Source organism: Thermomicrobiales bacterium (genome assembly GCA_041390825.1).
Taxonomy (GTDB): Bacteria; Chloroflexota; Chloroflexia; order Thermomicrobiales; family UBA6265; genus JAMLHN01.
This window is the reverse complement of sequence record JAWKPF010000019.1, coordinates 71803-82367: the sequence shown is the minus strand read 5'-3', so window position 1 is coordinate 82367 and position 10565 is coordinate 71803. Positions and strand designations below refer to the sequence as shown.

The 10565-nt window shown below is 61.4% G+C and carries 20 protein-coding genes and 1 pseudogene; all 21 read right to left on the bottom strand.

Annotated elements, in window-relative coordinates:
• Window positions 1-1008 (bottom strand): preprotein translocase subunit SecY (gene secY / locus R2855_11885; protein ID MEZ4531708.1); only part of this gene is annotated, 1008 nt, incomplete at its 3' end.
• 149 nt (window positions 1009-1157) lie between these two features.
• Window positions 1158-1598 (bottom strand): annotated as a pseudogene (rplO, locus tag R2855_11880) (50S ribosomal protein L15).
• Window positions 1599-1653: 55 nt separating this feature from the next.
• The gene (rpmD, locus tag R2855_11875) at window positions 1654-1866 is read right to left on the bottom strand and encodes a 50S ribosomal protein L30 (protein MEZ4531707.1); all 213 of its coding nucleotides are present in this window, start codon (window positions 1864-1866) and stop codon (window positions 1654-1656) included.
• The gene (gene rpsE / locus R2855_11870) at window positions 1866-2432 is read right to left on the bottom strand and encodes a 30S ribosomal protein S5 (GenBank protein ID MEZ4531706.1); all 567 of its coding nucleotides are present in this window, start codon (window positions 2430-2432) and stop codon (window positions 1866-1868) included. The genes rpmD and rpsE overlap by 1 nt, the downstream gene beginning before the upstream one ends.
• Window positions 2433-2487: 55 nt before the next feature.
• On the bottom strand, window positions 2488-2853 hold the full coding sequence (gene rplR / locus R2855_11865) for a 50S ribosomal protein L18 (protein ID MEZ4531705.1): 366 nt from the start codon (window positions 2851-2853) through the stop codon (window positions 2488-2490).
• An 87-nt stretch (window positions 2854-2940) separates the two neighbouring features.
• Window positions 2941-3486, bottom strand: a complete 546-nt coding sequence (gene rplF / locus R2855_11860; GenBank protein ID MEZ4531704.1) for a 50S ribosomal protein L6 — start codon at window positions 3484-3486, stop codon at window positions 2941-2943.
• 21 nt (window positions 3487-3507) lie between these two features.
• Window positions 3508-3906, bottom strand: a complete 399-nt coding sequence (gene rpsH / locus R2855_11855; protein ID MEZ4531703.1) for a 30S ribosomal protein S8 — start codon at window positions 3904-3906, stop codon at window positions 3508-3510.
• A 35-nt stretch (window positions 3907-3941) separates the two neighbouring features.
• Window positions 3942-4127, bottom strand: a complete 186-nt coding sequence (locus R2855_11850) for a type Z 30S ribosomal protein S14 (protein MEZ4531702.1) — start codon at window positions 4125-4127, stop codon at window positions 3942-3944.
• 14 nt (window positions 4128-4141) lie between these two features.
• On the bottom strand, window positions 4142-4702 hold the full coding sequence (gene rplE / locus R2855_11845) for a 50S ribosomal protein L5 (GenBank protein MEZ4531701.1): 561 nt from the start codon (window positions 4700-4702) through the stop codon (window positions 4142-4144).
• Between the two features lie 69 nt (window positions 4703-4771).
• On the bottom strand, window positions 4772-5095 hold the full coding sequence (gene rplX, locus R2855_11840; GenBank protein ID MEZ4531700.1) for a 50S ribosomal protein L24: 324 nt from the start codon (window positions 5093-5095) through the stop codon (window positions 4772-4774).
• Window positions 5096-5134: 39 nt separating this feature from the next.
• Window positions 5135-5503: a 50S ribosomal protein L14 gene (rplN, locus tag R2855_11835; protein ID MEZ4531699.1), complete on the bottom strand. Its 369-nt coding sequence runs from the start codon at window positions 5501-5503 to the stop codon at window positions 5135-5137.
• A 56-nt stretch (window positions 5504-5559) separates the two neighbouring features.
• Window positions 5560-5844 carry a 30S ribosomal protein S17 gene (rpsQ, locus tag R2855_11830; protein ID MEZ4531698.1) on the bottom strand — a complete coding sequence of 95 codons (285 nt, stop codon included), beginning with the start codon at window positions 5842-5844 and terminating at the stop codon, window positions 5560-5562.
• Window positions 5845-5870: 26 nt separating this feature from the next.
• The gene (gene rpmC, locus R2855_11825) at window positions 5871-6077 is read right to left on the bottom strand and encodes a 50S ribosomal protein L29 (GenBank protein ID MEZ4531697.1); all 207 of its coding nucleotides are present in this window, start codon (window positions 6075-6077) and stop codon (window positions 5871-5873) included.
• Window positions 6078-6094: 17 nt separating this feature from the next.
• Complete coding sequence (rplP, locus tag R2855_11820; GenBank protein MEZ4531696.1) at window positions 6095-6547, bottom strand: 50S ribosomal protein L16; 453 nt, start codon at window positions 6545-6547, stop codon at window positions 6095-6097.
• A gap of 14 nt (window positions 6548-6561) precedes the next feature.
• Window positions 6562-7248, bottom strand: a complete 687-nt coding sequence (gene rpsC / locus R2855_11815) for a 30S ribosomal protein S3 (GenBank protein MEZ4531695.1) — start codon at window positions 7246-7248, stop codon at window positions 6562-6564.
• Window positions 7248-7589 (bottom strand): 50S ribosomal protein L22, encoded by a 342-nt coding sequence (gene rplV, locus R2855_11810; GenBank protein ID MEZ4531694.1) that lies wholly within the window; start codon window positions 7587-7589, stop codon window positions 7248-7250. Before rplV ends, rpsC begins: the two co-directional genes overlap by 1 nt.
• A gap of 27 nt (window positions 7590-7616) precedes the next feature.
• On the bottom strand, window positions 7617-7898 hold the full coding sequence (rpsS, locus tag R2855_11805; protein MEZ4531693.1) for a 30S ribosomal protein S19: 282 nt from the start codon (window positions 7896-7898) through the stop codon (window positions 7617-7619).
• 52 nt (window positions 7899-7950) lie between these two features.
• Window positions 7951-8790 carry a 50S ribosomal protein L2 gene (gene rplB, locus R2855_11800; protein ID MEZ4531692.1) on the bottom strand — a complete coding sequence of 280 codons (840 nt, stop codon included), beginning with the start codon at window positions 8788-8790 and terminating at the stop codon, window positions 7951-7953.
• Between the two features lie 25 nt (window positions 8791-8815).
• Window positions 8816-9130: a 50S ribosomal protein L23 gene (gene rplW / locus R2855_11795; protein ID MEZ4531691.1), complete on the bottom strand. Its 315-nt coding sequence runs from the start codon at window positions 9128-9130 to the stop codon at window positions 8816-8818.
• A 2-nt stretch (window positions 9131-9132) separates the two neighbouring features.
• Window positions 9133-9825 (bottom strand): 50S ribosomal protein L4, encoded by a 693-nt coding sequence (gene rplD / locus R2855_11790; GenBank protein ID MEZ4531690.1) that lies wholly within the window; start codon window positions 9823-9825, stop codon window positions 9133-9135.
• 24 nt (window positions 9826-9849) lie between these two features.
• Window positions 9850-10479: a 50S ribosomal protein L3 gene (gene rplC, locus R2855_11785; GenBank protein ID MEZ4531689.1), complete on the bottom strand. Its 630-nt coding sequence runs from the start codon at window positions 10477-10479 to the stop codon at window positions 9850-9852.
• Window positions 10480-10565: the final 86 nt, after the last annotated feature.

The following is a 10565-nucleotide window of genomic DNA, read 5'->3' as shown; positions in this document are numbered from 1 at the left end:
CATCGTATAGAAGTACGTGAAGGCCACGACCAGCAGGAAGTAAACGACCTGGTACCAGATGTTGTTCGGGCTGAAGAACCGCTGCAGGTCTCCCCCGAGCTCACGCACCCATTCTCGACTCGAACTGGCAAGGAAGTTCGCGATCAGTCCAGGCATGACCATGATGCTGACCGCGAAGATCAGCGGAATCATGCCCGCGGAGTTCACCTTCAATGGAATGAAGGAGGTATTGCCGCCGTACTGCTTGTTGCCACGGATGCGCTTGGCGTAGTGAACCGGTATGCGGCGCTGTCCCTCGTTGATATAGACAATGCCGACCACGGTGGCAAGCGCGATGAGCGCGAAGAAGACGGTTCCGATCAAGTTCTCAGATGTCGAGCCGCCAGTGAGGAGGCTGCCAATCGCCTGTGGAAGGCTGGCAACGATACCGCCGAAGATGATGATCGAAACGCCGTTTCCGATTCCGTACTCGGTGATGAGCTCGCCCATCCAGACCAGCAGCATGGTGCCAGCCGTCATGGTGAGCAGCAATGCCGCGCTTGGAAGAAAGGTATCGCGATGGAAGAGGCCGAAATCGGAAAGGATCGGTTCGCCGCCAATGCTTGTGCGGGAGAAGAGCAGAGCCTGGCCATAGCCTTGCAGGAGCGCGAGGGGGACGGTCAGGAAGTGGGTGTATTGGTTGATCTTGTTGCGGCCCTGCTGGCCTTCGTTGGAGAGTTCATTCAACCGAGGAATGACGGGAGTGAGCAACTGCATGATGATCGAAGCCGTGATGTACGGGTAGACACCAAGCGCTACGATCGAGAAGTTGCGCAACCCGCTTCCGGAAAAAAGGTTGAGCATGCCGAGGAGCTGATTGCCCTCGATATAGTCGGCCAGTCCCTGGCGGTTGACACCGGGAACCGGAATGCTGGCAATGATGCGAAAGAGCACCAGGATCCCCAGCGTGAAGAAAATCTTCCGCCGGAGATCCGGAATCTTGAATGCCTGGGTTACCGCCTCGAACATCTCGGCTCCCTAAACGGTTATTCGGCGCCGGTGACGTCGCTCCGCTTCTGCGGACCGCCCACCTTGCCGAGTCGAGCGGACTTGAGATCGCGGTCGATCGGCAGCTTTCGATTGCGCGGGCGAGCAGTGACCCAACGATCGGTGCGTTCGAGAATGGTGACGGTTCCGCCAGCCTTCTCGATTTGCTCTTTGGCGCTTTCCGAAACCGCATGCGCCGAAATCACCAACTTGGCCGAGAGCTCACCACGACCAAGAATCTTGACCGGGAACTCGGGACCGCGCACCACGCCAGCAGCAACCAGCGCTTCCGGGGTGACCGGACCATCGAGCTCGAGCGCCGCGATGGTGTCCAGGTTCACGACTTCCCAGGGGGTCGCGTAGATGTTGGTGAATCCGCGCAGGTACGGCATGCGCTTCTGAATTGGAAGCTGACCGCCTTCGAATCCGGGACGAACGCCACCGCCGGTGCGCGCTTTCTGCCCCTTGTGGCCCTTGCCGGAAGTCTTGCCGTGCCCGGAGCCGGGACCGCGGCCAACGCGCTTGCGGGCCTTGTTTGCGCCCTCATTCGGTTTGAGATCACTCAAATTGATTGGCATCGATAGTCTCATTTCTCCAGGCGAACGTATCGATCGATCCTGGTCTGAATTACGCTTCGCCTTCTTCGACAACGATCAGGTGCCGCACTTTGGTGAGCATGCCGCGGTTCGACGGCGTGTCGGCGACCTCGACAGTCTGGTTGACCCGGCGCAGCCCGAGGCTTGCGACGGTGGTCCGCTGATCGGGCGGCCGGCCGATCACACTGCGAACCAGTGTGACCTTGATAACCTCCGGCTGCTCGGATTTCTTCGCTCGTGCCATTAGATGTTGCTCCCGGCAGCGTCGGTCGAAGCCTTGCCGTAGCGCTGCAATTCATGTTTGCGATGGCGGCGCCGGGCGATGTCGCCGGTGTTCTCCAATGACTGGAGCGCCTTCATGGTCGCGCGCGCGACATTCACCGGATTGTTGCTGCCGTGCGACTTGGTCAGCACGTCGCGTACACCGGCAGCTTCGAGGACCGCGCGCACAGGACCGCCCGCGATCACACCGGTACCTGGGGCAGCCGGCTTCAACAGAACGGTGGACGCGCCAAAGCTCTGGGTGATCTCGTGCGGGATGGTGGCTCCATCCAGCGGCACCGAAATCATCGACTTCTTGGCCTGCTCCACGCCCTTGCGGATGGAATCGGGCACTTCGCGCGCCTTGCCCATGCCAACGCCAACCTGGCCCTTGCCGTCTCCGACAACGATCAAGCTGCCGAACGCGAACCGGCGGCCACCCTTGACAACTTTGGCGACGCGGTTGATTTGAACGACGCGCTCCTCGAACTCGGAACCGCCCTCCTGCTCTTCGCCGCGCCGACGTGAACTTCGCTGATCTCGATCCATACCTTGCTCCGTGTGGCCGGTTCACGGGCGTTTCCGCCGCTCGCCGCCCTGGCTGCTAGAACTCCAGACCGCCCTCGCGAGCGGCATCGGCGACGGCCTTGACGCGACCGTGATAGAGGAATCCACCGCGATCGAAGACGACCGAGGTGATTCCGGCTTCCTTGGCTCGTTCCGCGATGAGCGTGCCCACCGCAGTGGCCCGCTCAGTCTTCGCTCCGCCCTTCTCGCGAATGGCGGGCTCGAGATCGCTGGCGGCAGCAAGCGTGCGGCCGGCAACGTCATCGACGAGCTGAACATAGATGTGCGCCGATGACCGGAACACATTCAGGCGAGGACGCTGCGCGGTCCCCGACACCTTGGCGCGAACGCGAACGTGTCGTCGCTTTCGCGGTGAGAGTGCCTTTCGATACTTGAGTCGCATACTTCTGCTTTCTCCCGGTGTTCCGGTGCGAGTGACCGGTGTCCTGGCTTGGGCTCAGGACCACCCGACTACCGATCGTGAATGCTCTTACTTCGCCTTGCCGGCCTTACCAGCCTTGCGGCGGACCACTTCGCCCTCGTACCGGATGCCTTTGCCCTTGTAGGGTTCGGGCGGCCGCACGCGGCGGATGCGGGCAGCTTCTTCGCCGACCGCTTGCTTGTCGATACCCAGAACCGAAACCTTGGTCTGGCCATCGATCGCATAGGAAATGCCATCCGGCGCGTGAAAACGGACCGGGTGGGAATAGCCGACGTTGAGGACCAGGTCCTTGCCGTCCATGGCGGCGCGGTAGCCGACGCCCTGAATCTCCAGGTTCTTGCGGAACCCGTCGGTAACGCCGATCACCATATTGCTGATCAACGTGCGAGACAGACCGTGCAGCGAGCGGTTCTCGCGCGCATCGTCCGGCCGGCTGACAACCAGGGTGCCATCCTGCACTTCGATGCCGAGCGATTCCGGCGCGTCGTAGCTCAGCTCGCCCTTGGGGCCCTTGATCGTGATGAAGTTGCCGGGGGCAACGTTCACGTTCACGCCCGAGGGAATCGAAATCGGTTTGCGTCCAATTCGAGACATATCAGAACTCCAGCGCCGGTCCTAGAAGACCGTGCACAAGACTTCACCGCCGATTCCTCGCCGCCGAGCCTCATATCCTGTCAACACACCCTGGGGCGTGCTGACAATCGCAATACCGAGCCCGCTCTTCACACGGGGAATCGCATCCTTGCCGGCGTAGACACGCAGGCCAGGCTTGCTGACCCGCTTGAGCTCGCGGATAGACGGCGACTTGTCCGCGCCATAGCGCAGAGAGATTTTCAGAACATTCTGCGGTCGCTGCTCGATGACTTCATAGCCGCCAATGTAACCCTCTTCCTCGAGGATCTTGGCGATCGCGACCAGCACTTTGGTCGACGGCATGGATACGTCCGTCTTGCGGGCCATGCCGGCGTTTCGAATTCGGGTCAGCATATCGCTGATTGGATCGTTGACTGCCATACGCTCGTTCTCCAGTTACTGGGAGTGGATCGTCCCTACCAACTCGACTTCGTGACGCCAGGAAGCTTGCCAGTAGAGGCCAGCTCACGGAAGCAGATCCGGCAGACGCCGAACTTCCGCATGTAGGCGCGGCTGCGGCCGCAGCGCTGGCAGCGGTTGTGATGCCGGACGGCGAACTTCGGCTCTTTCTGGGACTTGACGATCCACGATTTCTTGGCCATTGGTTTCCCTCAGCTTACGCAGCGCTCTGCTGCTCGGTGCGGGCGAATGGCATGCCAAAGTTAGCCAGAAGTTGTCGCCCTTCATCATCGTTTTTGGCGGTGGTCACAATCGTGACCTCCAGCCCGCGAGTACGATCGATCTTGTCGTAGTCGATTTCCGGGAAAATCAACTGCTCCCGGACCCCGAGCGTGTAGTTGCCACGGCCATCGAACGAATTCGGGGAAATGCCCCGGAAGTCGCGGATGCGCGGCAGGGAGACCGCGATGAGGCGGTCGAGAAACTCGTACATCATCTCGCCGCGCAACGTGACCATGGCGCCGATTGGCATCCCGGCACGCAGCTTGAACGCGGCGACCGACTTCTTGGCCCGAGTTACGACGGGCTTCTGTCCGGTGATCTGGGTCAGGTCGCCCACGGCGGCATCGACGGCTTTCGCGTTCTGAACGGCTTCGCCGAGACCGATATTGACGACGATCTTTTCCAGCTTGGGCACTTGCATGACGTTGTCGTACTCGAACTCTTTCATGAGCGCGGGCACGATTTCCGCTGTGTACTTCTCTTTCAGTCTCGCCATTTTCTTGATTCCTCTTACCGGCACGATCAACCGGCGAATCCATCGCTCGAACGGAATGCCGCCGGCGGCCTAGTCCTGGGGCCGGGGGATGTCCTTCTCACATGACTTGCAGTAGCGCACGTTCTTTCCGTCAGCACCCGCATGGACACCAACGCGGGTCGGTTTGCCGCAGTTGGGGCACACCAACTTGACCTTCGACACTGGCAGCGGCGCTTCGACCTCGATGCGTCCCGCCTGCCGCGCGCGGCCCCGCTTGATGTGCTTGATGACGATGTTGACGCCTTCGACGACAACCTTTTCCTCGTCGACCATGTTGATGCGGACGGTTCCGCGCTGGCCCTTGTTGCGGCCAGAGATCACCTCGACCTCATCGCCGCGCCGAATCTTGTTCATCGAACTTCCTACCTCTTCTCGCTGGCTCGGCGAACGGGCCTAGAGCACTTCCGGCGCGAGCGACACGATCCGCATGTACTGCTTCTCGCGGAGCTCACGGCCGACCGGGCCAAAGATGCGCGTTCCGCGCGGCGCGCCCTGCAAATTGATGAGGACAGCGGCGTTGTCATCGAACTTGATGTGGCTGCCGTCCGGGCGGCCATATTCCTGCGCGGTGCGAACGACGACGGCACGCACGACATCGCCCTTCTTGACGCCCGAGTTTGGCTGCGCCTGCTTGACCGACGCGATGATGGTGTCACCAACGCGGCCATACTTCTTCGACGCGCCACCGAGCACGCGGATGCACATGATTTCCTTGGCGCCGCTGTTGTCGGCCACCCGAAGCCGGGTTTGTGGCTGAATCACCTCGATGATCCCTTTCTGCCGGAACGCCCCTGGCTCCCGGTCGAAACTCCGTGTTCCTAGATTTGAACCGAACGCTCGACGATTTCGCGAACGATCCAGTTCTTGTTCTTCGAAATCGGCCGCGTCTCCTCGATGCGGACGATATCCCCGACCTTGCAATCGTTGTTGGCGTCGTGCGCCTGGAACTTGCTCGTTCGGGTGATGCGCTTGTGGTAAAGCGGGTGGCGGCGAACGTAGTCGACCGCGACCACGACCGTCTTGTCCATCTTGTCGCTCACCACGCGGCCAACCTTTTGGGTGCGCGGCGCGGTGTCGCGAGTTGTCACAGCTGCGTCTGGCATTTCAGTCGTTCCTCAGATCTCGTCGCTTAGTTGCCGAGTTCCGCATCGAGCACGCGCTCGTGACGGATCGTCAGGATGCGGGCCAGATCCTTGCGGATGGTGCGAATTCGGGCATTGTTCGTGAGTTGACCGACCGACTCCTGGAAACGCAGGTTGCGCCACTCGACATGGAGCTCGGTTTCCAGCTTGTCGAGCTGGTCTTCGGTCATCGATCGCAATTCAGCAGGCTTCATCAGTTCTCTCTCCCGGCCTAGGACGCGAGCTCGTCTGCAACGGCCTCGCCGGTGCCAATCTCGGGCTTGGTCACGAACTTGCACTTGATCGGCATCTTCATGGCCGCGCGCCGGAGCGCCTCCTCGGCGCGTTCCTGAGGCACACCCGAGACCTCATAGATGATGCGGCCCGGCTTGATCACCGCCACCCAGTATTCGGGCGAACCCTTGCCGGAACCCATGCGGGTTTCCGCTGGCTTCTGGGTGATCGCCTTGTCCGGGAAAATGCGGATCCAGACCTTACCACCACGCTTCAGATAGTTGGTGATAGCACGGCGGCCGGACTCGATCTGCCGAGCGGTGATCCAGGCGTTGTCCATCGCCATCAGACCGTACTCGCCGAAGGCGATGGTCGATCCGCGCTGGGCCTTACCCTGAACCTTCCGCGGACGGAAGATCTTTCGATACTTGGTTCGCTTTGGCATCAACATGACGGATTCTCTTTCTAGTCGCGCACTGGCATGGCCAGCAGGTCCGCGGCAAGCGCCGCATCGGACCGGCGGGACTCCGGAAGGACGTCACCCTTATAGACCCAGACCTTGACGCCAATGCGTCCGTAGGTCGTGTGCGCATGGATCACGGCGAAGTCGATATCCGCGCGCAGGGTATGCAGCGGCACCCGGCCTTCCATCTCGACGACCGACCGGCTCATTTCCGCGCCGCCGAGACGACCGGAGAGGCGGATCTTGATGCCCTTGGCGCCGCGGCGCATCGCCTGCTGCACCGCGTGCTTCATGGCGCGCCGGTAGGAAACACGTCGCGCGATCTGCTCGGCGATGCTCTCGCCGATCAGGGTGGCATCGATCTCCGGGATCTTGATCTCTTCGATCTTGAGATGGACCTTCTTGCCGACCTTCTTTTCCAGCTGCTGCCGGATTCGTTCGACATTGGCGCCTTGCTTGCCAATCACGATGCCGGGCTTGCTGGTATGCAGCGTCACGTCGACCTTGTTCGCCGATCGCTCGAGCTCGATGCGCGAGATTCCCGCGCGGGTGAGCTCTTTCATGATCATCTCGCGAATCTCGAGATCCTCATGCAGCTGCTCGGTGTAGTTCCGCTCGGCGTACCACTTGGAATCCCAGTCGCTGACGATGCCCAGCCGGAAACCGACCGGATTAACTTTGCGTCCCATTAGCGGTCTCCTCGATCCTCGGCGATGACCGTGATCTTGCTGGTCCGTCGCTGGATGCGGCCGACGCGCCCGCGGGCCTTGGCCTTGAAGCGGCGCATCGACGGTCCCTCATCGACATAGATAGCCTTGATCCAGAGATCGTCCGGATCGAGGTCATAGTTGTTCTCCGCATTCGCGGCGACCGACTTCAGCAGCCGCTCCACCTCGAAGGCGGTCTTGTTCGGCACAAATCGCATGATCGCTTGCGCCTCGCTCACCTTCTTGCCGCGGCAAAGGTCGACGACCAACCGGGCCTTTGTTGGCGAAACGCGCACCTTTTCCAGACTCGCAATGACTTCCATGCTCTGCAATCCTCTCGTGCGAGACCGTTAGCGGCGCGCCCGGCGATCGGCGTCTTTGCCGTGGCCGCGGAACGTGCGCGTGGGCGCGAATTCACCTAGACGATGACCCACCATTTGCTCGGTGATGTAGACCGGAACATGCTGCCGGCCGTTGTGCACCGCAAAGGTGTGCCCCACCATTTCCGGGAAAATCTGGCAAGCGCGCGCCCACGTGCGCACGACCTTGCGATCTCCCGCCTTGTTCATGACCGTGACCTTCTCCAGAAGGTTGTGGTCGATGTATGGACCCTTTTTCGAACTTCTAACCACTTGATCCTCCGTCGCCAGGAGCCGTATCAGGCTCGCGGCCGCCACCGGCTGCTTATCGTCGTCGTCCCTTGCCGGTGACGCGTCGCCGGACAATCAAGGAATCGGTGCGCTTGTTGTTGCGCGTTCGCTGGAACGCAGGCTTGCCCCACTTGGTCTTGGGCTGACCGCCGATCGGCGCCCGGCCCTCACCGCCGCCGTGCGGATGGTCACGCGGGTTCATGACCGAGCCGCGGACGGTCGGACGCTTGCCCTTGTGACGATTTCGCCCGGCCTTGCCGATTACCACGTTCTCGTGATCGACATTGCCAACCTGGCCGAGCGTGGCCATGCAATCGATGTGAACACGGCGCACCTCGCCCGACGGCATGCGCAACACCGCGTAGTTCTCTTGCTTACCCATCAACTGCGCGGACGAACCAGCAGAACGGGCAAGCTGACCACCACCGCCGCGACGGAGCTCGATGTTGTGCACCTGCGAACCGACCGGGATGTTCCGGAGTGGCAGCGCGTTGCCGGTGCGAATCGGCGCGTCAGGTCCGGCCTGGACGATATCGCCCACTTTCAGCCCAACCGGCGAGATGATGTAGCGTTTCTCGCCATCGGCATAGTGCAGGAGGGCGATGCGCGCCGACCGATTCGGGTCGTACTCGATACCGGCGACTTTGGCCGGAACCGAGAACTTGTTCCGCTTGAAGTCGATGATGCGATAGAACCGCTTTGCGCCACCACCGCGATGACGGGTGGTGATGCGGCCGATGTTGTTGCGGCCGGCGGTCTTCTTCAGCGGCTTCAGCAGCGACTTCTCTGGCGTCGTCTTGGTGATTTCGTCGAAACCACTGACGCTCATCTGGCGTCGGCCCGGGGAAGTGGGCTTGTACTTGCGAACTGGCATGATCTGGCTCCTTCTTCCCGGGTCCCTAGACCTGCTCGAAGATGTCGATGTGCTGCCCTGGGTAGAGCGTCACGATCGCCTTCTTCCAGCCGGGTTTGTTTCCAACGATGCGGCCGCCGCGGCGAGACGCGTAGCGCGACTTCGGCTTCGGCTTGACGTTGAGCGTATTGACCGCCTTGACCCGGACGTTGAAGGTCTTCTCGACCGCGTCCCGGATCTGCGGCTTGTTGGCCTGCGGATCGACTTCGAAGGAGTACTGATTGTTCTCCTCCATCAGCCGGGTGTTCTTTTCGGTAATGAGCGGGCGACGCAGCACCTGCTCGATGCGGATCTCGGCCATGACTAGCTCGCAGCCTCCTCAGCCGCGGCTTGCCGCGCCTGCTTCCAAACACTTGGCTCGCGGGCATCGTCCGGCAGCGCCAGAATGCCCTCGATGACCGGGACGGCGTCGGTTGAAATGACGAGCCGGTCGTACTTCAGCAAATCGCGCACATTGGCATAGCTGGCCAGAATCGTTTTCACGTCCTGGAGGTTGCCAGTGGCCCGCTCGATGTTCTCGCTCTTCTCAGGAGTCAGGATCAGGATCGATCGCGACTCAGGAAGCTGCTTGATCGCAGCGATACCGGCCTTGGTCTTGGGCTCGATCTCCGCCAGGTTGGCAACGAACGTGATACGTCCGTCGCGCAGCTTGGCCGAAAGGGCCGAGCGCACGGCAAGCCGGCGCATCCGCTTCGGCAGGCGCTGGGTGTACTTGCGCGGGTGCGGTCCGAAAACCACACCACCACCCGACCAGTGCGGGGCGCGAATGGAACCCTGGCGGGCGCGGCCGGTGCCCTTCTGGCGCCACGGCTTGCGTCCACCACCGCTCACCTCAGCGCGAGTCTTGGTGTCCGCGGTGCCGATGCGCGCATTGGCGAGCTGCATGACCAACGCCTGGTGCATCACCGCGATGTTGGGCTCGATACCCCAGACGCTGTCGTCCAGCTCGATCTGGCCACTCTTCTTTCCGGAAAGGTCAAACGTGTCGTGTTTCATCATCGTTCCTCAGGGCGGCCTGGACTACTTGGCGCCGGCTTTGACCGCGTTTCGAACGATGACGAGCGATTCGTTGTGACCAGGGACCGAACCCTTGACCAACAGCAGATTCCGCTCGGGATCGACCCGCAGCACTTCCAAACTCAGAACCGTCACCCGGTCGTTGCCCATGCGGCCAGCCATGCGCGTGCCCTTGTAGACACGTCCTGGTGTGGCGCTCGAGCCAATGGAACCCGGCGCGCGCAGGCGGTCGGACTGACCGTGTGTCTTGGGACCGCCCGAGAATCCGTGTCGCTTGACACCGCCCTGGAAACCTCGCCCCTTGGAGGTACCGGTCACGTCGACCAGTTGTCCAGGCTTGAAGACATCGGCCTTGAAAACCTGGCCGACTTCGATATCGTCGTAGCTATCCGCCTTGACCTCGCGCAGGTCGCGCGACTGAAAGCCGCTCGCCTTGCGATGCCCTTGCTCTGGGCGATTGAGACGCTTGTCCAGCCCGAAACCGAGCTGGACCGCGTTGTATCCGTCCTTCTCTTCCGTCTTGATCTGTGTGACCACGTTTGGCCCACATTCGATGACGGTTGCCGGGTAGACGACGCCGCTCTCATCGAAGACCTGCGTCATCCCCAGCTTTTTCCCGACCATTGCCTGAATCATTGGCTCTCTCCTGATGCCAGGACGTTCGTGCAGCCCCGTGGCCGTCCGAACCTTCAGAGCGTAACTTCGAAAAACTCGAACTA